Origin of the sequence: Rhizobium sp. CF080, assembly GCF_000282095.2 — a bacterium.
Taxonomy (GTDB): Bacteria; Pseudomonadota; Alphaproteobacteria; order Rhizobiales; family Rhizobiaceae; genus Neorhizobium.
Map to the genome: position 1 here is coordinate 58,590 of NZ_AKKC02000008.1, position 24,748 is coordinate 83,337.

The 24,748-nt window shown below is 62.5% G+C and carries 17 protein-coding genes; 11 read left to right on the plus strand and 6 right to left on the minus strand.

The window, feature by feature from the left end:
• Positions 1–90: 90 nt before the first annotated feature.
• From PMI07_RS17630 to PMI07_RS17660, 7 genes are all read left to right on the plus strand, one after another.
• On the plus strand, positions 91–570 hold the full coding sequence (locus tag PMI07_RS17630) for a formate dehydrogenase subunit gamma (protein WP_007769337.1): 480 nt from the start codon (positions 91–93) through the stop codon (positions 568–570).
• Positions 567–2,123, plus strand: a complete 1,557-nt coding sequence (locus PMI07_RS17635; RefSeq protein WP_007769342.1) for an NADH-quinone oxidoreductase subunit NuoF — start codon at positions 567–569, stop codon at positions 2,121–2,123. Before PMI07_RS17630 ends, PMI07_RS17635 begins: the two co-directional genes overlap by 4 nt.
• 4 nt (positions 2,124–2,127) lie before the next feature.
• Positions 2,128–5,007, plus strand: coding sequence for a formate dehydrogenase subunit alpha (fdhF, locus tag PMI07_RS17640; protein WP_007769345.1), 2,880 nt, complete (start codon positions 2,128–2,130; stop codon positions 5,005–5,007).
• Between the two features lie 195 nt (positions 5,008–5,202).
• Positions 5,203–6,030 (plus strand): formate dehydrogenase accessory sulfurtransferase FdhD, encoded by an 828-nt coding sequence (fdhD, locus tag PMI07_RS17645; RefSeq protein ID WP_037087438.1) that lies wholly within the window; start codon positions 5,203–5,205, stop codon positions 6,028–6,030.
• The gene (locus PMI07_RS17650) at positions 6,020–6,379 is read left to right on the plus strand and encodes a formate dehydrogenase subunit delta (protein ID WP_007769354.1); all 360 of its coding nucleotides are present in this window, start codon (positions 6,020–6,022) and stop codon (positions 6,377–6,379) included. The genes fdhD and PMI07_RS17650 overlap by 11 nt, the downstream gene beginning before the upstream one ends.
• 73 nt (positions 6,380–6,452) lie before the next feature.
• Entirely contained in the window at positions 6,453–8,111 is a 1,659-nt protein-coding gene (locus tag PMI07_RS17655; protein WP_007769357.1) for an OFA family MFS transporter, read from the plus strand.
• A gap of 237 nt (positions 8,112–8,348) precedes the next feature.
• Positions 8,349–9,398 (plus strand): aldo/keto reductase, encoded by a 1,050-nt coding sequence (locus tag PMI07_RS17660; protein ID WP_007769361.1) that lies wholly within the window; start codon positions 8,349–8,351, stop codon positions 9,396–9,398.
• A gap of 153 nt (positions 9,399–9,551) precedes the next feature.
• On the opposite strand, the gene PMI07_RS17665 is transcribed toward PMI07_RS17660, so the two are convergent.
• From PMI07_RS17665 to PMI07_RS17690, 6 genes are all read right to left on the minus strand, one after another.
• Positions 9,552–10,031 carry a chemotaxis protein CheW gene (locus PMI07_RS17665; RefSeq protein WP_007769363.1) on the minus strand — a complete coding sequence of 160 codons (480 nt, stop codon included), beginning with the start codon at positions 10,029–10,031 and terminating at the stop codon, positions 9,552–9,554.
• A complete protein-coding gene (locus PMI07_RS17670; RefSeq protein ID WP_007769364.1) occupies positions 10,031–11,818 on the minus strand; it encodes a PAS domain-containing methyl-accepting chemotaxis protein in 1,788 nt (595 codons plus the stop codon). The genes PMI07_RS17665 and PMI07_RS17670 overlap by 1 nt, the downstream gene beginning before the upstream one ends.
• Before the next feature lie 207 nt (positions 11,819–12,025).
• Complete coding sequence (locus tag PMI07_RS17675; protein ID WP_007769373.1) at positions 12,026–12,232, minus strand: hypothetical protein; 207 nt, start codon at positions 12,230–12,232, stop codon at positions 12,026–12,028.
• 41 nt (positions 12,233–12,273) lie between these two features.
• Positions 12,274–16,773, minus strand: coding sequence for a translocation/assembly module TamB domain-containing protein (locus tag PMI07_RS17680; protein ID WP_037087441.1), 4,500 nt, complete (start codon positions 16,771–16,773; stop codon positions 12,274–12,276).
• Positions 16,774–16,802: 29 nt separating this feature from the next.
• Positions 16,803–18,665: an autotransporter assembly complex family protein gene (locus PMI07_RS17685; protein WP_007759187.1), complete on the minus strand. Its 1,863-nt coding sequence runs from the start codon at positions 18,663–18,665 to the stop codon at positions 16,803–16,805.
• Positions 18,666–18,898: 233 nt separating this feature from the next.
• Complete coding sequence (locus PMI07_RS17690; protein WP_007759184.1) at positions 18,899–19,162, minus strand: glycine zipper domain-containing protein; 264 nt, start codon at positions 19,160–19,162, stop codon at positions 18,899–18,901.
• A 316-nt stretch (positions 19,163–19,478) separates the two neighbouring features.
• Between PMI07_RS17690 and PMI07_RS17695 the strand changes: the two genes are divergently transcribed.
• From PMI07_RS17695 to hemA, 4 genes are all read left to right on the plus strand, one after another.
• Positions 19,479–19,967 carry a (2Fe-2S)-binding protein gene (locus tag PMI07_RS17695; protein ID WP_007759182.1) on the plus strand — a complete coding sequence of 163 codons (489 nt, stop codon included), beginning with the start codon at positions 19,479–19,481 and terminating at the stop codon, positions 19,965–19,967.
• A 120-nt stretch (positions 19,968–20,087) separates the two neighbouring features.
• Complete coding sequence (locus PMI07_RS17700) at positions 20,088–22,433, plus strand: xanthine dehydrogenase family protein molybdopterin-binding subunit (RefSeq protein ID WP_007759181.1); 2,346 nt, start codon at positions 20,088–20,090, stop codon at positions 22,431–22,433.
• Positions 22,434–22,444: 11 nt separating this feature from the next.
• Positions 22,445–23,242: a xanthine dehydrogenase family protein subunit M gene (locus PMI07_RS17705; RefSeq protein ID WP_007759180.1), complete on the plus strand. Its 798-nt coding sequence runs from the start codon at positions 22,445–22,447 to the stop codon at positions 23,240–23,242.
• Between the two features lie 225 nt (positions 23,243–23,467).
• Positions 23,468–24,682 (plus strand): 5-aminolevulinate synthase, encoded by a 1,215-nt coding sequence (hemA, locus tag PMI07_RS17710; protein WP_007759179.1) that lies wholly within the window; start codon positions 23,468–23,470, stop codon positions 24,680–24,682.
• The last annotated feature ends 66 nt before the right edge of the window (positions 24,683–24,748 follow it).

Consider the following 24,748-nt stretch of genomic DNA (forward strand, 5'->3'; position numbering starts at 1 on the left):
GGACAACTTCGCCAGCTTTCTGATCCCTTACGGTCGTAGTGGCGCCGACGCCCGAAAACGAAAGCGGATCAGCCCGGGAGGCTACAGACTATGAATGTGCGAATTTCCGCCGGTGAATTGACCGAGCGGTCGCTTCAGATCATCAGGGATCTGAAGCATCTGGAAGGCCCGATGCTGCCGATCCTGCACGCGATCCAGGCGGAGTTCGGTTATGTGCCGGAAGAGGTGAAGCCGGTCATTGCCAGCGAACTCAACCTGTCGCGCGCCGAAGTGCATGGCGTCGTCACCTTCTATCACGAATTCCGCGACCACCCGGCCGGCCGGCATGTGCTGAAACTCTGTCGCGCCGAGGCCTGCCAGTCGATGGGCAGCGACCGCATCGCGGATCGCGCCCGGCAGCTTCTCGGTATCGACTTCCACGAGACGACACTCGATGGCGCGGTGACGCTCGAAGCGGTCTACTGTCTCGGGCTCTGCGCCTGCGCGCCTGCCGCGATGCTCGACGGCGAAGTTTTTGGCCGCGTCGACGAACTCTGTCTTTCCGAAATCGTTGCGGAGGCACGCCGATGACGGTGACGATTTTCGTTCCGCGCGATGCCGCAGCGCTGGCGTTGGGCGCCGAGAAGGTGGCGAAAGCGATTGCCGAGGAGATTAAGGCCCGCGGGCTCGATGCCCAGATCGTGCGCAACGGCTCGCGCGGCATGTTCTGGCTGGAGCCGCTGGTCGAGGTGCGCACTGAGCATGAACGTATCGCCTATGGGCCGGTGAAGGCCGGCGACGTCAAGGGCCTGTTCGATGCGGGCTTCCTGGAGGGTGGACAGCATGCTTTGCATCTCGGGCCGACCAAGGACATCCCATTCCTGCGACAGCAGACGCGGCTGACCTTTTCCCGTTGCGGCGTCACAGATCCACTGTCGCTCGATGATTATCGCCAGTATCAGGGCCTGAAGGGTCTCGAAAACGCGATCGCCATGACGCAGGCGCAGATCGTCGCCCAGGTGACCGATAGCGGCCTTCGCGGCCGCGGCGGTGCCGGCTTCCCGACCGGCATCAAGTGGAAGACGGTGATGGATGCGGGGGCAAGCCAAAAATACATCGTCTGCAATGCGGATGAGGGGGACAGCGCCACCTTCGCCGACCGGATGATCATGGAGGGCGATCCCTTCGTGCTGATCGAAGGCATGATCATCGCCGGCATCGCGACCGGCGCCACCAAGGGTTATGTCTATACGCGGTCCGAATATCCGCATGCGATCGCGACGATGACTGAGGCCGTGGAAATCGCCCGAGCGGCCGGCATTCTCGGCCCGTCGGTGATGGGCTCGGCTTATGCCTTCGACATGGAGATCCGCTCCGGCGCCGGCGCCTATGTCTGCGGCGAGGAAACCTCGCTGCTGAATTCGCTGGAAGGCAAGCGCGGTATCGTGCGCGCCAAGCCGCCGCTGCCGGCGCTTCAGGGCTTTCTTGGCCGACCGACCGTGGTCAACAACGTCATCTCGCTTGCTTCGGTGCCGGTCATCATGGACCGCGGTGCCGAGTTCTACAAAAACTTCGGCATGGGCCGGTCGCGCGGCACGATCCCGATCCAGATCGCCGGCAATGTCAAATATGGCGGACTTTACGAGACGGCCTTCGGCCTGTCGCTCGGCGAGATCGTCGATCATATCGGTGGCGGTACGGCGACTGGCCGGCCGGTAAAGGCGGTGCAGGTGGGCGGGCCCCTCGGCGCCTATTTCCCGCGCGCGCTGTTCGATACGCCGTTCGACTACGAAGCCTTCGCGGCCCGCGACGGGCTGATCGGCCATGCCGGCATCACCGTGTTCGACGATTCGGCCGACATGCTGAAGCAGGCGCGGTTCGCGATGGAGTTCTGCGCCATCGAGAGCTGCGGCAAATGCACGCCCTGCCGCATCGGTTCGACGCGCGGGGTGGAGACGGCCGACAAGATTGCCCAGGGTATCGAGCCGGAGAAGAACAAGGCGCTGCTGGCTGATCTTTGCAACACGATGAAGTTCGGTTCGCTCTGTGCGCTCGGCGGGTTCACGCCCTATCCGGTGATGAGCGCGATGAATCATTTCCCGGAGGATTTTTCTCCGGCACCCCTTATCGAAGCGGCGGAGTAACATCATGTCCCTCGTTCATGAAATCGACTACGGCACGCCGGCTTCGCGCTCCGAAGCGCAGGTGACCCTCACCATCGACGGCCGCGCCATCACCGTGCCGGAAGGCACCTCGATCATGCGCGCTTCCATGGAGGCCGGAATTAAGGTTCCGAAACTCTGCGCCACCGACATGGTCGATGCCTTCGGGTCCTGCCGCCTCTGTCTCGTCGAGATCGAAGGCCGCAACGGAACGCCGTCTTCCTGCACCACGCCGGTCATGCCGGGCATGGTCGTGCACACCCAGACCGGCCGGCTGAAGGACATTCGCCGCGGCGTGATGGAACTCTATATCTCCGACCACCCGCTCGACTGTCTCACCTGCGCCGCCAACGGGGACTGCGAATTGCAGGACATGGCCGGCGCGGTAGGCCTTCGCGACGTTCGCTATGGCTATGAAGGCGACAACCACGTCAGAGCCCGCAACGATGGCGCAATCAACGCCAAGTGGATGCCTAAGGACGAGTCGAATCCCTATTTCACCTATGATCCGTCGAAGTGCATCGTCTGCTCCCGTTGCGTCCGTGCCTGCGAAGAGGTGCAGGGCACGTTCGCGCTGACGATCGAGGGCCGCGGTTTCGGCAGCCGCGTCTCGCCGGGCGCCCACGAACTTTTCCTCGATTCCGAATGCGTTTCCTGCGGCGCCTGCGTGCAGGCCTGCCCTACGGCGACGCTCACCGAAAAGTCGGTGATCGCGATCGGCCAGCCGGAACATTCGGAAGTCACCACCTGCGCCTATTGCGGCGTCGGCTGCTCCTTCAAGGCGGAAATGCGCGGCGAAGAGCTGGTCCGCATGGTGCCGTGGAAGGATGGGCAGGCGAACCGCGGTCATTCCTGCGTCAAGGGCCGCTTCGCTTACGGTTATGCGACCCACAAGGATCGCATCCTCAACCCGATGATCCGCGAGAAGATTTCCGATCCGTGGCGGGAAGTGACCTGGGACGAGGCCTTTGCACATGTGGCCTCGGAATTCCGACGCATCCAGTATCAATACGGCCGTGAATCGATCGGCGGCATCACCTCGTCGCGCTGCACCAACGAGGAGACCTTCCTCGTCCAGAAGCTGATCCGCGCCGGTTTCGGCAACAACAATGTCGATACCTGCGCCCGCGTCTGCCATTCGCCGACAGGCTATGGCCTCGGCCAGGCCTTCGGCACTTCGGCCGGCACGCAGAATTTCGACTCGGTCGAGCATACCGACGTCGCCATCGTCATCGGCGCCAATCCGACCGACGGGCACCCGGTATTTGGCTCGCGCCTCAAGAAGCGGCTCCGCCAGGGCGCCAAACTGATCGTCATCGATCCGCGCCGCATCGATCTGGTGCGCACGCCGCATGTGGAGGCGGATTATCACCTGCCGCTGCAGCCCGGCACCAACGTCGCCGTGCTGACGGCGCTCGCCCATGTCATCGTCACCGAAGGCCTGTTCGACGAAAAGTTCATCCGCGAACGCTGCGACTGGTCCGAATTCGAGGACTGGGCCGGTTTCGTTTCGGAAGACGCACACAGCCCGGAGGCGACCGAGACATATACCGGCGTGCCGGCAGATCTCGTTCGCGGCGCAGCCCGGCTTTACGCCAAGGGCGGCAATGGCGCGATCTATTACGGCCTCGGCGTTACCGAGCACAGCCAGGGTTCGACGACCGTCATGGCGATCGCCAACCTAGCCATGGTCACTGGCAATATCGGCCGTCCGGGCGTTGGCGTGAACCCGCTGCGCGGCCAGAACAATGTCCAGGGTTCCTGCGACATGGGTTCGTTCCCGCACGAACTGCCGGGCTATCGCCATATCTCGGACGATGCCACCCGCGACATTTTCGAAAAGCTCTGGGGCGTGACGCTCAACAACGAGCCGGGCCTGCGCATCCCGAACATGCTGGATGCGGCCGTCGAAGGCACGTTCAAGGGCATCTACATCCAGGGCGAGGACATTCTCCAGTCCGACCCGGACACCAAGCACGTTTCGGCCGGCCTCGCCGCGATGGAATGCGTCGTCGTCCACGACCTGTTTTTGAACGAAACCGCCAATTACGCCCACGTCTTCCTGCCGGGTTCGACCTTCCTCGAAAAGGACGGCACGTTCACCAACGCCGAGCGCCGCATCAACCGCGTCCGCAAGGTGATGAGCCCGAAGAACGGTTATGCGGACTGGGAAGTTACCCAGAAGCTGGCGCAGTCCATGGGATTGAACTGGAACTACGCGCATCCATCTCAGATCATGGACGAGATCGCCGCCTCGACGCCAAGCTTCGCGCTGGTTTCCTACGACTATCTCGACAAGATGGGCTCGGTTCAGTGGCCGTGCAACGAGGCGCATCCGGTCGGCTCGCCGATCATGCATGTCGACGGGTTCGTGCGCGGCAAGGGTAAGTTCATCCGCACCGAATATGTGGCAACCGACGAACGCACCGGTCCCCGCTTCCCGCTGCTGCTCACCACCGGCCGCATCCTGTCCCAGTACAATGTCGGCGCCCAGACGCGGCGCACCGAGAACGTTACCTGGCATGCGGAAGACCGGCTGGAAATCCATCCGCACGATGCCGAACAGCGCGGCATCAAGGAAGGCGACTGGATCAAGCTTGCCAGCCGTTCGGGCGATACGACGCTGCGGGCGCTGATCACCGATCGCGTCGCGCCGGGCGTGGTCTACACGACCTTCCATCACCCGAACACGCAGGCAAACGTCATCACCACCGACTTCTCCGACTGGGCGACCAACTGCCCGGAATACAAGGTGACGGCGGTACAGGTGTCGCCCTCGAACGGCCCGACCGAGTGGCAGGAGGATTACGACGAACTGTCGCGGCGGTCCCGGCGGATTGCGGGGAAGCTGGAGGCGGCGGAATAGTGTCTGTCGGCGCGCGTCATACCCCCCTCTGCCCTGCCGGGCATCTCCCCCTCAAGGGGGGAGATCGACTCGCGGCAACGCCTCGTTTTCGACGAGTGCAGAGAATTGGGCGAAGATGGCGCTTCTTGCCAATTTCCCCCCTTGAGGGGGAGATGCCCGGCAGGGCAGAGGGGGGTATCCTTGCTCCAACGTCCAATGGCTGAATTCCCCACCACCGCCACAGCCCCCGAGATCGCGCGCCGTAACGGCGTGACCCGTGCCGGCTCGCGGGTGGTGCCGGAGGAGGTGCCGATCGCCTTTTCCTATGGCGGCTCGACCCATGCCGTGATGATGGGCTCTCCGGCTGATCTCGAGGATTTCGCGGTTGGCTTCAGCCTCACGGAAGGCATCATAACGTCGATGGCGGAGATCGAGAGCATTTCCGTTGTCGAGGAAGGTGCCGGCCTCGATGTGCAGGTAACGCTTGCCGAGGACAAGGAAGATGCGCTGCGGGCTCGCCGTCGGCATATGGCCGGGCCGGTTGGCTGCGGGCTGTGCGGCATCGAGTCGATCGAGCAGGCCATGCGCCCGGTGCCGGATGTTTCCTCAGTGGCAATGGCTCTGAGCCCGAAAGAGGTGAGCGAGGCGGTCGCCGCACTCAATAGCGCCCAACCGCTGCATCGGGAAACCCATGCCGTACATGGGGCCGGGTTTTATCTGCCGGGCAAGGGGCTGCTTGCCGTGCGCGAGGATGTTGGACGCCACAATGCGCTCGACAAGCTTGCCGGAGCGGTCATCCGCGAGGGCGTCAAGGGATCAGAGGGTGTCGTGGTCGTCACCAGCCGCATCTCCGTCGAGATGGTGCAGAAGACGGCGATCCTCGGAAGTTCGGTGCTGATTGCCATTTCCGCCCCCACCGCACTTGCCATCCGCACGGCGGAAGCGGCGGGCATGACGCTGATCGCGCTGACGCGCGGCGAGGATTTCGAGATTTTTACGCGTACCGATCGCATAACCACTGGAGTTGTCGCCGATGTCGCATGACCAAAGCCCCGAGCAACTGGTGCTCGACAAACTGGTCCGGATGGCCAACCAGATCGCCACCTTCTTCCTGTCGCAACCGGAAAAGGTGCGCGCCGAAGGCGTCGCGACGCATATCAACAAGTTCTGGGAGCCGCGCATGCGCCGGCATCTTTTCGAGCATCTCGACAAGGGCGGGGCAGGGCTGCTGCCGCTCGTCATCGAGGCCTCGACGCTGATCCGCCGGCCGGAGGCCAAGGTCGGATCGGGCGTCGGCGTCGGTCGAGATGCGGCGGAAGGTGCGCCGGGCGGCAAGGGGCCTGCCGAAGGAGAATCGCTTTCCGAACCAAGCATTCCGGAGAGCGCCGCATGAATTCATCCATCCGGCAGGTGAGGGGCCGGAGGGGGGATAGAGCCTAGCCATCATCCGAGGGAGGATATTTTAAATGGCAATTGCAGGAACGACGGACGAGGGCCTGACAGGCAATGTCGGGCTCCTCGATAGGGAACGTATTATCGCAAAACCAGGTTTCAATCGCTGGCTCGTGCCGCCAGCAGCTTTGGCCATTCATCTTTGCATCGGCATGGCTTACGGCTTCAGCGTTTTCTGGCTGCCGCTTTCGCGCGCTCTGGGTACCACGCAGGATCCATCCTGCGCCAGTCTCAATCTCATCTCGGCCCTGTTCACGACAAGCTGCAACTGGCGTGTCGCAGACCTCGGCTGGATCTACACGCTGTTCTTCGTGCTGCTCGGTTGCTCGGCGGCGATCTGGGGCGGCTGGCTGGAACGGGTCGGCCCGCGCAAGGCCGGTTTCGTCTCCGCCTGCTGCTGGTGCGGCGGCATTATCGTCGCAGCGATCGGCGTCATGACCCATCAGTTGTGGCTCATGTGGATCGGCGCCGGCGTGATCGGCGGCGTCGGCCTTGGTCTCGGCTACATTTCGCCGGTCTCGACGCTCATCAAGTGGTTCCCGGATCGCCGCGGCATGGCGACGGGCATGGCGATCATGGGCTTCGGCGGCGGTGCGATGATCGGTGCTCCGCTTGCCAACCTCTTGATGAACTATTTCAAGACCGATGCTTCGGTCGGCGTATGGCAGACCTTCATCTGCATGGCGGTGATCTATTTCTGCTTCATGATGGGCGGGGCTTTCGGTTATCGCATCCCGCCGGCCGGCTGGCGTCCGGAAGGCTGGACGCCTCCGGTCTCCAAGACGACGATGATCACCACCAAGCACGTCCACCTGCGGGATGCACACAAGACCAAGCAGTTCTGGATGATCTGGCTGGTTCTGTGCCTGAACGTTTCGGCCGGCATCGGGGTTATCGGCATGGCGTCGCCGATGCTGCAGGAAATCTTCGCCGGATCGCTGATCGGCCTGCCGAACCTGACCTTCTCGCAGCTCGATACTGGTCAGAAGGCGCAGATCGCTACGATCGCAGCCGGCTTTGCTGGTCTGCTGTCACTGTTCAACATCGGCGGGCGCTTCTTCTGGGCGTCACTCTCCGACAAGATCGGCCGCAAGAACACCTATTACACGTTCTTCGTGCTCGGCATCGTGCTTTATGCGCTCGCTCCGACGCTTGCCGACATGGGCAACAAGGCGCTTTTCGTGCTCGCCTTCGGCATCATCCTGTCCATGTATGGCGGTGGTTTCGCCACCATACCCGCCTATCTGGCGGATATCTTCGGCACGCAGTTCGTCGGCGCCATCCACGGTCGTCTGCTGACGGCCTGGGCGACGGCCGGCATTCTCGGTCCCGTCGTCGTCAACTACATCCGCGAAGCGCAGCTCACGGCGGGCGTCCCGGCCGGGCCGGCGCTCTATACCGGCACGATGTACATTCTTGCCGGCATGCTGGTGCTGGGGCTGATCGCCAATTCGCTGGTCCGTCCGCTTTCCGACAAGTGGTTCATGTCGGACCATGAAGTCGCTTCGCTGCAGGCAAAGACCGCCGCCGCGAATGCCGGCCCGACCGGTTCCTTCGGCATCGGCACCGGCGGTCTGGATGCCAAGGCGGCGCTTGCCTGGGCGGTGGTCGGCATCCCGCTTCTCTGGGGCGTCTGGGTGACGCTGCGGAGCAGCCTGGTTCTGTTCGGCTGAGATCCATCGAAAAGCATGAAAGGAGGGCGGCTTGTGCCGCCCTTTCTTTTTGCCCTGCACGAAAATGTGAGGATGAAAACGGAGGCGGCTCCGATTGACGGCGGCGGATTCCGGACTAGATTGCGTTCCGGAGCCCGACGTCGCTTTCCCTGGGAGATGCACGCGCCCGCGTGCCCGATCCGGCTCCGAACGACTGCTTTTATCTCTTCATATCTTCAGTGCACACGGGAGTTCTCCATGCGCTACAATCAATTGGGCAATACAGGTCTTTTCGTCTCCGAAATCTGCCTCGGCACGATGACGTTCGGGGAGAATGCGTCGGGTGGTCCCTGGACTGCCGTCGCCGGTCTCGACCAGGCTGCCGCAGATGGGATCGTCGGACGCTCGCTTGCAGTGGGTGTCAATTTCTTCGACACCGCAAATGTCTATTCTCAGGGCAAATCCGAGCACATCCTCGGGCAGGCCATCAAGAACCTCGGCGTGCCGCGCAAGGACGTGGTCATCGCTACCAAATTCCATGGCCAGATGGGCGACAAGCCCAATGATCGCGGCGCTTCGCGCGGTCACATCATGGATTCGGTCGAGCAGAGCCTCGAACGGTTGCAGATGGACCATATCGACCTCTACCAGGTGCATGGCACCGATACGGTGACGCCGATCGACGAGACGCTGAGGGCGCTCGACGATCTCGTGTCGCGCGGTCTCGTCCGTTACATCGGCCTTTCCAACTGGGCCGCGTGGCGGATGGCGAAGGCGCTCGGCATTTCCGAGCGCAAGGGTTATGCCCGTTTCGAGACGGTGCAGGCCTATTATTCGATCGCCGGCCGCGACCTGGAGCGCGATATCGTGCCACTGATGCAGGAGGAGAAGCTCGGCCTGATGGTCTGGTCGCCGCTCGCCGGCGGGCTGCTCTCCGGCAAGTATGGTCCCGGCGCGCCGGGCAATGGCGAGGGCCGCCGTGCCACTTTCGACTTTCCGCCGGTCGACAAGGATCGCGCCTGGGCCTGCGTTGCCGCCATGCGTGAGGTCGGCGCCCGGCACGGCGCGAGCGTCGCGGAAGTGGCGCTGGCCTATATTCTGGCGAAACCCTTCGTGACGAGCGTCATCATCGGCGCCAAACGGCTGGAACAGCTCGAAGAGAATTTGAAGGCGGTAAAGCTGAAGCTGGACGCCGAGGATATGGCAAAGCTCGACGAGGTGAGCGCGCTTGCTCCGGAATATCCCGGCTGGATGCTGGCCCGCCAGGGCGCCGGGCGCCGGCCGGCTCCGTTCGAACCGAAGGAATAGTCATGAAAAAAGCCCGCGGCGGTCTAACGCTGCGGGCTTCAAAGTCGCGTGGCGGCTTAGAGGTCTTTCCAGCCAACCGCCTTGGCCTTGATATCGTCATGCGCTGCGGCGCGATGTGCCGTCGGCGCTTCCTTTAGCCTCGCTCGCCAGAAATCAGGCAGCCAGATCTTCGGCTTCGGTGCCCTTGAACATCTTGGCGAGGTTCAGGAAGCAGATCATGCCGTTCTCGTTGGCGATGATGCCTTCGGAGAAGGACTTGTCGAAGGAGGCGGAGATTTCCGGAACCGGCTGAACCTGGCTCGAAGGGATGGTCAGGATGTCCGAGACGCGGTCGACGAGCATGCCGATGACCATGTTGTGGACTTCCGCCACCACGATGGCGCTGCGCTCGTTGGCAACCGTGCTCTTCATGCCCAGCTTGTAGGCAAGATCGATGATCGGGATCACGGAACCACGAAGGTTCATGACGCCGATGACATCGGCCGGTGCATGCGGGATCGGCGTCGAAGGCGCCCATCCGCGGATTTCGCGGATCGTCGTCGTCTTGACGCAGAATTCCTGGTCATGGAGACGAAAGGCGATGATTTCCAGCGTTTCGCCGCTGTAGCTTGTGGAGTTGATCGTCGTAGCCATCAGAATTCTTCCCAACTATCCGTTGCCTGAGCGGCAGCGGCGGCACCCGTTGTGGTCCGCGCGACCGTTGCCATGAGTTTGCGTGCCGGCGATGCAACGGGTCGTGCATCAGGTCGCGCTATTGCAATCTTACGTGAAGAATGTTGCGCAAATCTAAATCGTCCCAGGAGATCGCGCAGGGTTTCGGCTTCGCGTGCCAGGCTATGGCTGGCAGCGGTCGTTTCCTCGACCATGGCAGCGTTCTGCTGCGTGTTCTGGTCCATGGAGTTGACGGCCTTGCTGATCTCCTTGATGCCCGTCGACTGTTCACGGGCCGCCTCGACGATCGCCGCGACATTGCCGTTGATCTCGTCCACCTGGGACATGATCTCATCAAGCGCCTTGCCGGTTTCGCCGACGAGCGAGACGCCCTGTTTGACCTGTTCGGAGGACGTCGAGATCAGCGTCTTGATTTCCTTGGCCGCACTGGCGGAACGCTGGGCGAGTTCGCGGACTTCCTGGGCGACGACGGCAAAACCCTTGCCCGCTTCGCCGGCGCGTGCCGCCTCGACACCCGCATTCAGCGCCAGGAGGTTGGTCTGGAAGGCGATCTCGTCGATCACGCCGATGATGTTGGAGATTTCCCGGGAGGAATTCTCGATCTGGCCCATCGCGCTCACCGCGTTGCGGACCACGGCGCCGGAATGTTCGGCGCTCTTTTTCGCACGCGAGACGAGGCTGCCTGCTTCTTCCGCGCGCTTGGCGCTATCGGTCACGGTGCGGCTGATTTCTTCCAGCGCCGCGGCGGTCTCCTCGACTGCCGCCGCCTGCTGTTCGGTGCGCTTGGCAAGGCTGTCGGAAGCCTGGCGGATCTCGCTGGAGCCGCCCGCAATGCCCACGGCATTCTCGCCGACGGTGCCCATGGCATCCGCGAGTTTCGCGATGGCTTCGTTGAAATCGATGCGGATCTGTTCGAGCGTCGAAATGAAGGGCCTTTCGATGCGGACCGTCAGATCGCCGTTCGAAAGAGCGGTCAGGCCGCCGGCGATGTCATCGACGGCGCGGACGCGTTCGGTAATATCGGTCGCGAATTTGACCACCTTGAAGACGCGGCCGTCGGCGTCGAAGATCGGGTTGTAGGACGCCTGGATCCAGACCGCCTTGTCGCTTTTGCCGATGCGCTTGAATTCGGCGGCGATCGCTTCACCGCCGGCGAGCTTCTTCCAGAATTGGGGGTATTCAGCGCTGTTGCGGAAGGATGCCTCGCAGAACATGCCGTGATGTTTGCCGACGATTTCCGAAAGCTGGTAGCCGAGGCAGGCGAGAAAATTCTCGTTGGCGGTCAGGATATCTCCGGTGGGAGTGAATTCGATGACGGCCTGGGTGCGCGAGATGGCGTTGATCTTGCCCTCGTCTTCGGCGGATTTGAGCTTCGCGGCGGTGATGTCGGTTGCGAATTTGACGACCTTGTAAGGCTTGCCGCCCGAGGTCACCGGATTGTACGTGGCCTGGATCCAGATTTCCCGGCCACCCTTGCCGATGCGCTTGTAGGCGGCGGCATCATAATTGCCCTTGCCGAGATTCGCCCAGAAATCCTTGTAGGCCTGCGACTTCACGTAGGCCGGGTCGCAGAACATGCTGTGATGCTTGCCGACGATCTCGGAGAGCGCGTAGCCAAGCGTCTTGCAGAAGTTCTCGTTGGCCGTGAGGACGTTTCCAGACAAGTCAAACTCGATAATGGCCTGCGACTTGTTGAGCGCTGCAAGTACTGCTTTTGCGTCAGCACCTGGGAGTGAAAGTATGGACATCCGGCTTGCTGCTCCCGACCGTGAGTTCGTGTTTTGGCTCGAACTGTCAACTGTCTCCGTATGAGAAAAGCGCTGTGCTGCAGGCGACACTTGAGTACCGCAAAAATAGCCTTTAAAAATTAACGTGAGGTCAATAGATATTTATATTCCAAATAGGGGAAATACGTATGTTTCTTGGAATTTGCTAAATTTCTCGAGCATAAAGTATTAAGCTATCCTTCTTCTTTTTCGAAATACGTATCGCGCCATAATTAGCACGGAAGAAATCCGGATATTCCTTTCGAACCACAGCAGCCGAATGTTAGCGCGCGTGAACGCAGCCACGATCGGCAGGTTCTTCGCATCGCTTCTATCCTGCAGATCACCTGCCTCTTCGGGAGGCACGCCGATCAATGTGATGTCCGTGGAGGTCATGTGTTTCTCCCGAGCAAGCGGGAATCCACAAATATGCGAAATCAGTATTCGCGCTCATAAAAGATGCCGGCCTTGCCGCCTTCGGTGCCGGCGCCGGCCTTGAGCTTCACACCGCGGCCGACATCGAGGTTGATCGTCGCTTCCGCGCCGCTCTCGCCGCCCTGTTCCACCTGGATATAGGTGCGGTTGTTGATATAGCGGCCGACCGACACGGTGGTCTGACCGGTCGCGTCCGTATTGATGTCGAGATCGTCGACACCGAGATTGCTGCGCAATGTCTCCAGGAGCGATGTGGAGCCACCGCCGGCCAGCTGGGTGACGGCATCGGCCAGCTGGGCGATCTGCAGTGGCGACAGCCGCGACATCGACTGGCCGAAGATCAGCCGGGCCAGAACCTCGTCCTGCGGCAGGGAGGGGGAAGAGGAAAAGGCGATCGTCGGGTCGTTGGCGACGCCGGTGACCTTCACCGTGATCGTCGTCGCGGCGGAGGTCGTGTTCGCCTCCATGTTGAGAACCGGGATCAGGCCGCCGCCGAAGGTGATGTCGCCATCGGTGAAATCCATTCGCTTGGCGAGGATGACGATACGACCGCGGCGCATCTTGAAGCCACCGGCAACAACCGGCGCGATCGCTGTGCCCGTGACGGTCAGATCACCGCCGAGTTCGGCGTCAATGCCGCGTCCGCGCACGAAGATGCCGTTCGGGGCGCTGATCTGAAGATTGAGCGCGATCGGGTTCGAGCTGCCGCTGGCGCCCTTCGGCCGCAGCTTCTCCATTTGCCGCAGCACGTCGGGCGGCGCGTTGCGATGGCGGATATCGATGGCGGATAGCGAGGTCGGCAGGCGGGCGGGCACGGTGATTGCCGCCTTTGTCAGCGTTACCTTACCGCCGAGGACCGGGCCTGAGGTGAGCGGGCCGGTGATCGTCAGGGCGCCGTCCGCGGTCGCGGCAAACAGCGCGCCATCGGCATAGGATGCCTGGGCAAGGGTGATCTTCAGATCAGCCGGAAAGCCCGAGCCCGGCGTGATGCCGACCGAGCCCTGGACCGAGACGGTGCCGCCGCCCGAGAGCTTGGCCGTGAGCCTGGAAATATTAGCGCTCTTGCCGTCGAAGGCGACATTGGCGGCAAGGTCCGTCAGGGCGAGGTTACGGCGAACATCCACCAGCCGGGCGCCGGACGAGGATGCGGTGCCGGTGATCGCCGGTGCCGCCGCCGTGCCACTGACCGCAAGATCGACATTACCGGTGCCTTCCAGCACGAACCCTTGCGCGGCCATCTGCCCGGCAAGGATCGAGAAGGGCAGCTGCCCGTTGAATTTCAGATTGAGCGGCTTTTCGCCGGCGAGCGAGACGGAGCCGCCGCCCGACAACGAGATGCCGCCTCCGCCCGAAAGGCGGGTATCGACGGTGACGGTGCCGTTCTGGAACGTGCCGCCGGCGGTGATGTTGAAGGGGGCGATGCCTGCGGACGTGGTCTGCGCAACGCCGGCATCGGCCCAGCGCAGGTCATAACGGACGGCGGGGGCCTGTGGCGTCCCCGTCGTGGTGACCGTGCCGGAAATCGTGCCGCGGGCGCCGAGGCTCGGCACGAAGGCGTTGACCAGGCTGGCGGGCACGGCATTGGCGCGGGCGTTGATGTCGAGCGCGGGAATGCCGTCCTTCAGGATGACCTTGCCGGCGGCGGACAGGTCGAGACCGCCCGAACCTGTCAGGCGGGTCTTGTCTAGTGTGACTGTCCCGTTGGCGAAGCTGCCGCTTGCCTGGACTCGAAACGGATTGATGCCAGCGTCGCGCGACTGGCGAAGCTGTGCATCACTCCATTCTAAATCGTAACGTATAGCAGGGGCAGACGCGGCGCCGGTGGCGTTGATCGTGCCGGAAATCGTGCCGGCCGCGTTGATTGCGGGCACGAACGCGTTGATGAGGTTTGCGGGCAGGGCTTTGACATTGGCGGTCAGATCCAGCGCCGAGCCGGCCGTGCCGTTGACGGTAACGCTGCCGGTCCCGGTTGCTATGGTCAGATCGGCAAGACGCGCACCGCCGTTTGCGACCGCGATGCGGGTCGGCGCGGCAAGCCGGACAGCGATGCTGCGCGGTGCCGCCGTGAAGCTCTCGATGCCGACCGACATATCGGCGCCGGTCTGGATGTCGCCGACCGCGGTGAGGGGGGCGTTGTCATACTGGGCGGCGAGGTTGAAATTGGTCTTGTTGCCGCCCTGGGTGACGCCGAGGTTGACGTCGTTGACGCCGACCGAACCCGCGCCGATGCGGGTGGCACGAACCGTGCCTTGGGCCGCGATCGCCTTGATGTCGGGAATGGCGAGGTCGATATTGGGCTGGGCGATCTCGATCGTGCCGCGGCGAAGGGCATTGCCGGAGGCCCGGATCGCAGCGCCTGCCTTGCCGCCGGTATTGCTGAACACCACCGTTCCCTTGAGATCGCCCTGCGCCTGCTGGGCCGCGAGGGCTGCCAGCAGGGAGACGTCCGGGAAGTCGAAGGTGAGCTGGCCTTCCGGCAGGAAGGCGGGGGAGAAGTTCAGGGCGCCGGTCAGCTTGTTCGGGCCGATCTCGGCAGTAATCGCCGGCGCACTGGTGCGGCCCTGCACGGAAGCAACGTCGGCATTGATGCGGATCGGCTGGCCATCGAGTGACCCTATGGCCGTCAGCTTGCCCTTGGGGGCGTTCGGATCGGCGGTTCCCTCGAGAACGAAGCTCATGTCCTGGAGCTTGCGGCCGACCAGCCGCGCGTCGGCGGAATTGACCACGGCCTTGACGCCCATGGCGGCCAGCGGCCCCTTGGCGGAAATATCGAAACCGGCAGCCCCCTCGGCCTCGGGCAGCCAGCGCTTAAGGTCCGGCACGCGGCCGGCGAGGCGCCCGGTGACGGTCCGGTTTTCGAGCAGCATGTTGCCATGCGCCTCGATGGCGTTCGACCGCATCACGAAGTTCTCGAGGCTGATGCGGCCGCCGCTGACCATGTTGACATAGCCTTCGGCGGAAAGCTTGCCTTCGAATTTCGAAACCAGCGCGGGCGGCAGAACGGCGGGATTGGCGAAAACCCGGAAATTGCCGGTCACTGCCTGCTTCGACATGTCATAGGCGCCGGACAGCGTGCCGTTGACATTGCCGCTGTCGAAGGTTGCCGCATCCAGGCCGATCGCCGGCGGGGCCAGCCTCAGCGGCGCATCCAGCGTCACCGGCCCGCGGATCACCCGGTCGAGGTCGTCGCTGGTGAAATCCGTGCGGGCCACCGTGAAACGGCTGCGGATGCTGCCCGAGCGGCTGATGAGGTTGAGGTCTTCGCTTTCCGCCTGCAGGCGGATCTGCCCGAAGCGTCCCTGCGGCAGGTCGGCGGCGCTCAAAGCGGCGGTGGCGTTGAAGCGGGCGGAGGTGGCAGCGCCCGTCAGCGTGAAATTGATGCTCTCGAAGGAGAAGCGGCTCTCCTGACCACTGATCGGCCAGACGAAGTCGACCGGTCCCTTCACGCCGTTGAGGCTGGCCGTGAGGCTGTTGTCGCCCGTCTGGTCCCATGCCCCCTTGGCAGCGATCTTCACGGCGCCGGAGGTGAGTTCGCCGCGTTCGATATCCACCCGGCCGGACGGCGCATAGATCGCGGCGATGTTGATATCGGTCGTACCGCCGAACAGCGGGCGGAAGGCGGGCGGAAGAAGCGTCGACAGCTGGCCGCCGCCGGTCACCTCCACCCTGTGCCTGCCGTTTTCGACCAGCACATGCTTGCCGTCGACCGAGATGACGGGAATGCCCCCGACACTGCCCTGCAACTTGCCGGCCCAGTCGGAAAGCGGTCCTTCGCCGCCGAGCGCCAGTTCCACCGCAGGAGCGCCGGGAAGCCGCAGCAGACGGGCAAGCAGCCCGCCCTGCGGCTCGGAGACGGATGCCTTGAGGGTCAGACGGTTCTCGGACGGCGCGTAGACCACGTCGGCGAAAGCCTTGGCATCCGGCTCGTCCTTGCGGGTCGCCTGCAGATCTAGCGAAATGTCGGGGCCGGTTGCGTTGATCGAACCCTTGACCGACAGGGAGAAGTCGCGTCCCGAAAGTGCCTGCGAGAGGTTGATGTCCGGCAGGTCGATCTGGGCGACGCGGATGCCGACGGGCAGGGGCGATCCGGAGGAACTCGTGGTCGTCGCCTGGTTGGTAACCGGAGCTTTCGGCGGACGCGGCGCACGGATGAAATTGACGGTGTCGGCGGAGATATGCTCGGCGCGGAAGACGCCGGTCACCAATGACGTCGGAGACCAGTCGATCTTGATGCCGCCGATCTGGGCATAGGGACCCATGTCGTCGGAAAGCGTAAGGGCATCGATACGAAGATCGCCGGTCAGAAGGCCTTCCGGCCGGGTGAAGGAGATGCCGCGATCAGGCGTGGAGACGATGGCGGAAATGCGGTCCGCGGCGACACGCCCGCCGACCGGGGTGAGGGCCACGAAGAGGACGACGCCCAATGCCATGACGAACAGGATCGCGACCACGCCAAGCGCGGCCTTCAAGATCCATTTCAACAGGCGAACCATCAGCATCATGCCTTAAACGTTACCCTTTCGACTGCCTTTCAGAATGCTTGCCCAATGCCCGCATAGATACCGTATTGGGTGCCGCCGTCATAGCGCTGCAACGGAACCGCAACGTCCAATCTGAGTGGTCCGAAAGGCGTGGCATATCTTATGCCGACCCCTGCACCAGCACGTATATCAGAAAAATCAGGCACGATTCCGGTCGATACCGTACCGACATCGACAAAAGGTACAATGCCTATGTTTTCTGACACTTTTACCCTCACTTCGAAAGATCCCAGAGTATAAGATCGTCCACCTGTGGCTTCATCGGCACTGTTGTAAGGCGAAATTTCCCGATAGGCGTATCCGCGCACCGATCCGCCGCCGCCGGCGAAGAATCTGCGCGTCGCCGGAATTCTTTCAAGGTCGCTTCCGCCGACCAGTGTTCCGGCGGCAAGACGGGCGGCCAGCACGACGCGGTCCTCCTGTCCAAGGCCGAGATAGCCCGAGATCGAGCCCTCGAAGGACGAGAAGATCGTGCCGTCCATCAGCTCGTAGCTCGGCTTGGCCGACAGCGTCGCGTAATACCCCTTGGTCGGATCGAGCTTGTTGTCCCGCGCGTCGCGCTCGAAGCCGATCGGCAGGCTGAGGGTGAGATACTGGTTGTTGCCGAAGGCGTCGTCGGCGTCGATATAGGCGATCTCGCCGCCGCCCTTGAGCTTGTCGGTCTCGTTCAGCTCGTAGGCAAGGCCGGCCGAGTAGATGATGGTCTGCGCCTCGTAGACGTCGGGCGTCTCGCTCTTGGCTTCCAGGCGGGATTCGAAGGTCGCTTCCGGTACGAAGGCGCCCGGCTTGGTAAAGATGATGCCGGCCGAATAATCGAAGGTGGTAACGTCGGTGGTCGCGCCGATGCCGGACACCTTGCCCTCGATGCGCAGCGATTCGGCTTCCCCGAAGAGATTGCGGTGGCCCCAGTATCCTTCGAGGCCGGCGCCGTCGATCGAGGAATATTCGGCGCCGAAACCGAAATAGCGATGCTTGCCTTCCGAGACCTCGATCGTCAGCGGCAACGAACCATCCGGCGCCAGCTTATCCGCCTCGTGGATCGTCACACTCGAGAAGACGCCGAGCTCGCGCAGGCGGTCGTTGGCCTTCTTCAACTGCACCGGAGAATATTGTCCGTGTTTGTCGAGCCGCGAATACCGGCTGATGAAGGCGGCATCGACGGTCCGCGATCCCTTGACTGCGACGCTGCCGAACGGCGCGACCGGACCGCCGATGGCGCCGAGCACGACGTCGATCGTATTGGTGCGATGATCGGCCGTCACCTGCCGCCGGGTCAGCTTTGCGAGCGGGCGGCCTTCGTTCTTCAGATCGACGAGAAGCTGTTCGCCGGCCTTGAGGATCAGGCGCGAACCTGCCTCGCCGCCGGGAACAAGATCGTATTTTTCCGGATCGTGGCCGGCCGCGTCACCGTCGAAGCGAACCGAGCCAAGCTTGAAGACGGGGCCGGGGTCGATACGGACGGCGACCGGGACGGGGCCTGTGTGATCGAAGGTGGGGTTGGGCGGCAGACGATCGATATCGGTGCCGGCGACCGAGATATGCACCGTGCCACCGTAACGGGCCTCTTCGTAAAGCACGGCGATCAACCGGTCGCGATCTTCGCGCGCCTTGATGATCACACCGAGATCGCCGGAGACGGGCTGCTTTTCATCGGTCATCAGGGAAGCGGCCGATTCGAGGCGCTTCTTGAGGTCCTTGTCCGCGCTGCCGGCTTCGAGCGTCGCGTCGTAACGGACGGGATCGATCACTTCGACGGTATCGTCATTGTCGCCGAACAGCGTGATGCCGAAGAGTTTGAAAGCGTAGGCGTTGCCGGAAAGCGGCGGGAAGACGAGAAGTGCAGCGGCGAGCATCGCGGCGGTGCCTGCTCCCCTCAGCTTCCGTTTTTCTGTCCGCCCAGTGTTTTCGTTCCGCATACGCAAACTGACTGTGGATTCCCCCGGCTGGAAGCCCTCATAGCATCCGACGAAGCGAACTATCTAACTGCAAAAGACGAAGCCGGGTACCCCTTGGCAATGATTTCATGAAAGAAAAAGCCCCGAAGCGTGCTCCGGGGCTGCATTTTTGGCTGCAATCCACGCGTTTATCAGTAACGGCGCGGGCAGCTGTCGATATAGCGACGGCCATAACGGTCGCGGTAGTAGCACTGCCCCGGCTGTTCGGCGACGGAGCCGATCAAGGCGCCGGAAACGCCGCCGATCGCAGCGCCCACGGCAGCGCCGCGAACATTGCCGGTGGCAAGGCCACCGATCACGGCGCCGGATGCTGCGCCGATGCCGGCACCCTGTTCAGTTGCCGTGCAGCTCGCGAGCGAAGCGCCGACCATCAAAAGCACCAAGGCCTTCTTCATGAGATCCTCCTGTTTGTTCTTCGTCTTTTCCGGCTGTCTTGCAGGCTCCAGACGTTTCCGCGGGCCAATTCTGCAACAACCATCAATGGGAACAATAGGTCGCTATGTGCAAGAGTCCATATGAGCTCAATATTTTAAGCCAGGATTTTTGGTTTGGTTTGCCGACAGTTACTCGGCATTCGGTGGAATCGGGAGGGCGATCGCTTGTCTGATGGCCGACCAAAATATTGCCGTTTCCGTAGAAAGTAGCGGTTGATCCCCTTAGTAAAAAAGCAAATGATGAGTACGTGTCCGGGAGGGACACGAGGAGGATCATATGACGAAAGTGACGCTGACCGTGAACGGGCGCGCGATGAGCGGCGAGTGTGAGGATCGCACCCTGCTCGTGCATTTTATCCGCGAAAAACTTGGTCTGACCGGAACGCATGTGGGCTGCGACACGACCCAGTGCGGCGCCTGCGTCATCCATATGGACGGCCTTTCGGTGAAGAGCTGTTCGATCCTGGCGGTGCAGGCATCCGGCTCGACGATCACGACGATCGAGGGCCTCGCCGGCCAGGGCGAATTACATCCGGTTCAAGCCGCTTTCAAGGAGCATCACGGCCTGCAATGCGGCTTCTGCACGCCGGGCATGGTGATGACGGCGGTCGACCTGATCAACCGCGAAGGCGGGACGCTGACCGAAGAGACGGTCCGCGCCGGGCTCGAAGGCAATATCTGTCGTTGCACCGGCTACCACAATATCGTCAAGGCGATCCTTGCCGCCGATGCCGAAATGGCAACCGGGCGACAGGCGGCTGAGTGAGTAGTGAGTAGTTGTTAGTGAGCGTTGGTTCACACGGCGCTTCGGCTCTTGAACTACTCACTACCTTCTAATTCCTACCCACTATCCAACCACTAATCACCATCTCGGGAGGAGATGAACATGGGTGTCGAAGGAATCGGTGCACGCGTTACCCGCAAGGAAGACAAGCGTTTTCTGACCGGCAAGGGCCGCTATACGGACGACATGACCGTCCCGGGCATGAAATATGCCTATTTCGTCCGCAGCCCCTATGCGCATGCCAAGATCAAGAACATCGATGCAACCGCGGCGAAAGCCATGCCGGGTGTCATCGACCTGCTAGACGGCAAGCAGCTTCAGGCGGATGGCATCGGCAATCTCATCTGCGGCTGGATGATCCATTCCAAGGACGGAACGCCGATGAAGATGGGCGCCTGGCATCCGCTGGCAGTTGATACGGTCCGTTACGTGGGCGATGCGATCGCGATCGTGGTTGCCGACTCGTATGGCGAGGCCCGCGATGCCGCGGAAGCCGTGGTCGTCGACTACGAACAGCTTCCGGCCGTGACCGGGGCGGTTGCAGCGCTTGCCTCCGGCGCTCCGCAGATCCATCCGGAAGCGCCCGGCAATTTGATCTTCGACTGGCAGATCGGCGAGCCGGATGCGGTCGACCAGGCGATCGCCGCGGCCGCGCATGTCACCGAGATCGAGATCCTCAACAACCGCCTCTCGCCGAACCCGATGGAGCCGCGCGCCACGCTCGGCATCTACGATACGGCCGAGGATCACTATACCTGCTACACGACCAGCCAGAACCCGCATGTGGCCCGGCTGGTGATGAGCGCCTTCTATAACGTCGCGCCGGAAAACAAGCTGCGCGTCATCGCGCCGGATGTCGGCGGCGGTTTCGGTTCGAAGATCTATATCTACCCGGAAGAGATCATCTGTCTCTGGGCGTCCAAGAAGACCGGCGTGCCGGTGAAATGGACCTCGGACCGCACCGAAGCCTTCCTGACCGACGCCCATGGCCGCGACCACGTGTCGAAAGTGAAAATGGCCTTCGATGCCAACAACCGGATCACGGCGCTGAAGGTCGATACGATCGCCAATCTCGGCGCCTATATGTCGCTGTTCTCCTCGGCCGTGCCGACCTATCTCTACGCGACGCTGCTGTCCGGCCAGTATGCGATCCCGGCGATCCACGCCAATGTCCGCACCGTCTATACCAATACGGTACCGGTCGATGCCTATCGCGGCGCCGGCCGTCCGGAAGCGACCTATCTGTTGGAACGGACCATGGAGACGGCGGCCCGCGAACTCGGCGTCTCGCCGGCGGAACTGCGCCGGACGAATTTCATCCGCTCCTTCCCTTACCAGACGCCCGTCATCATGAACTATGACGCGGGCGACTACGAAGCCTCGCTGAATGCGGCGATGCAGGCCGCCGACTGGGCAGGGTTTGCCGCCCGGCGCGCGCAATCCGAAGCCAGGGGCAAGAAGCGCGGCATCGGCATGAGCTGTTATATCGAGGCCTGCGGCATCGCGCCGTCTGCCGCGGTCGGTTCGCTGGGTGCTGGCGTGGGCCTGTGGGAATCGGCGGAAGTGCGGGTCAATGCGGTCGGCACAATCGAGGTGCTGACGGGGTCGCATAGCCATGGCCAGGGCCATGAAACCACCTTCGCGCAGCTGGTCGCCGGCCGCCTCGGCGTGCCCATCGAGAGCATCAACATCGTCCACGGCGACACCGATAAGGTGCAGATGGGCATGGGCACCTACGGTTCGCGTTCCGGTGCGGTCGGCATGTCGGCGATCGTCAAGGCGCTCGACAAGGTCGAGGCCAAGGCGAAGAAGATCGCCGCGCATCTGATGGAGGCCTCCGAAGAGGATATCGTCATCGAGAACGGCGAACTGAAGGTCGCAGGCACCGACAAATCGGTGCCGTGGTTCCAGGTGGCGCTCGCCTCCTATACCGCCCACAACCTGCCTTCGGGCATGGAGCCGGGCCTGAAGGAAACCGCCTTCTACGACCCCTCCAACTTCACCTTCCCGGCCGGCTGCTACATTGCCGAGGTGGAGATCGATCCGGATACCGGCGAGACGGATATCGTCCAGTTCGTCGCGGCCGACGATTTCGGCAATATCATCAACCCGATGATCGTCGAGGGCCAGGTGCATGGCGGCATCGCGCAGGGCATCGGCCAGGCGCTGCTCGAAAACGTGCAGTATGACGAGAACGGCCAGCTTCTGACGGCAAGCTACATGGATTATGCCATGCCGCGCGCCGACGACCTGCCGTCCTTCAGCCTGTCGCACCAGAACACGCCTTGCCCGGGCAATCCGCTCGGCATCAAGGGCTGCGGCGAGGCCGGTGCAATCGGCTCGCCGCCGGCGCTTATCAACGCCATCACCGATGCGATCGGCCACAACAAGCTCACCATGCCGGCGACCCCGATGAAGGTCTGGCAGGCATTGCAGACGGCTCACTGAGGAGAACAGACATGTACGCTACCAGCTACCATCGTGCATCCTCGGTGGAAGATGCCGTCAAGCTCAAGTCCGCCAATGAGGAGGGCAAATACCTGTCCGGCGGCATGACGCTGATTTCGACCATGAAACAGCGGCTCGCCGCGCCGAGCGACCTGATCGACCTTCGCCACATTCCGGCCATCCGGGGAATCCGGATCGAAGGCCGCAAGGTGACGATCGGCGCCGCCACGCCGCATGCGGATGTTGCCGCCTCGCGGGAGCTTGCCGCCATCTGTCCGGCGATCTGCAAGCTCGCCGGCCATATCGGCGATCCGCATGTGCGCCACATGGGCACGATCGGCGGTTCGATCGCCAACAACGATCCGGCGGCGGATTATCCCGCCGGCCTGCTCGGGCTTGGCGCGACCATCGTCACAGACCGTCGGTCGCTGTCGGCCGACGATTTCTTCACCGGTCTTTTCGAGACCGCGCTGGAAGAGGGCGAAATGGTAACGTCAGTCACCTTCGACGCGCCGGAAAAGGCGGGCTATGCCAAGTTCAACAACCCGGCCTCGCGGTTTGCGATGACCGGTGTGTTCGTGGCCAAAACCGCCGGCGGCGTGCGCGTTGCGGTGACGGGCGCCGGTTCGTCCGGCGTCTTCCGTCATCCGGGCTTCGAACAGGCGCTGGCTTCCAACTGGTCGCCGGATGCGCTGAGCAATGTCGTGGTCGATGCCTCCAACCTGATGTCGGACCTGCACGCGAACGCGGAATACCGCGCCAACCTCGTAAAGGTCATGGCAAAAAGGGCGGTGGCGTCTGCCGGTTGAGGCGAATCGAGAGCAGCGGTAAAAAGCTTGGAAGAGCGGGGAAACCGCTCTTCTTTTTGCTGCTTGACGTGGATCAATTCTCGTACTTACGGAATCGCTTACTTTTTTATTGGAATAATTCAAAAAAAGCGGGCCTTTTGCCGCAGGTTGGTTCTATTCGCGAGGTCCGGGGTTGACGAAAAGCGCGGCTGAAACCAAAACCGAGGCAGGTTCTGGAGTGTGAGCATGGACTTCGAGGCATTTTTCAAGAGCGAGCTGGACGGACTTCATGGTGAAGGCCGTTACCGGGTGTTCGCCGATCTGGAGAGGCACCGCGGCAATTTTCCCCGCGCCACGCGCCATACTCCCGATGGTCCGAAGGAAGTGACGGTCTGGTGTTCGAACGATTATCTCGGCATGGGCCAGCACCCCGCCGTGATCGAGGCGATGAAGGAAGCCATTGATCACTGTGGCGCGGGTGCGGGAGGCACCCGGAATATTTCTGGCACCACGCACTACCACGTCATGCTTGAGCGTGAACTGGCCGATCTGCATGGCAAGGAAGCCGGCCTGATCTTCAATTCCGGTTATATGTCGAACTGGGCGACGCTCGGCACGCTCGGCCAGAAGATTCCCGGCCTGATCATCTTCTCGGATGCGCTGAACCACGCGTCGATGATCGAGGGCATCCGTTATGCCAAGTGCGAACGGGTGATCTGGAAGCACAACGATCTCAACGATCTCGAAGCGAAGCTTGCGGCAGCCGATCCGAATGCGCCGAAGCTGATCGCCTTCGAAAGCATCTATTCGATGGACGGCGATATCTCGCCGATCAAGGAAATCTGCGATCTTGCCGACAAATACGGCGCGATGACCTATCTCGACGAAGTGCATGCGGTCGGCATGTACGGCCCGCGTGGTGGCGGCATTGCCGAACGTGAAGGCCTGATGGACCGCCTGACGGTCATCGAAGGCACGCTCGGCAAGGCTTTTGGCGTGATGGGCGGTTATATCGCCGCCTCCGCTGCGCTCTGCGACTTCATCCGTTCTTTCGCCTCCGGTTTCATCTTCACAACGGCGCTGCCGCCGACTCTGGCAGCCGGGGCGATCGCCTCGATCCGGCATCTGAAGGCCAGCCCGTTCGAACGGGTCCGCCATCAGGACCGCGTCAAGAAGCTGCGCACGATGCTCGACAGCCAAGGCATCCCGCACATGCACAACCCCAGCCATATCGTGCCGGTCATTGTCGGCGATGCGGCCAAGTGCAAGTGGATCTCGGATATCCTGCTCGACACCTGCAACGTCTATGTGCAGCCGATCAACTATCCGACCGTGCCGCGCAAGACCGAACGCCTGCGCATCACCCCGACGCCGCTGCATAGCGATGCGGACATCGAGCACCTGGTCGGCTCGCTGCACCAGCTCTGGGCTCGCTGCGCCCTGGCGCGGCACGTGGCTTGATATTTCTCGATCGGTCCCGCTAACCTCACCGCCCTCATCCCTGTGCCCGTCACAGGAATGAGGAAA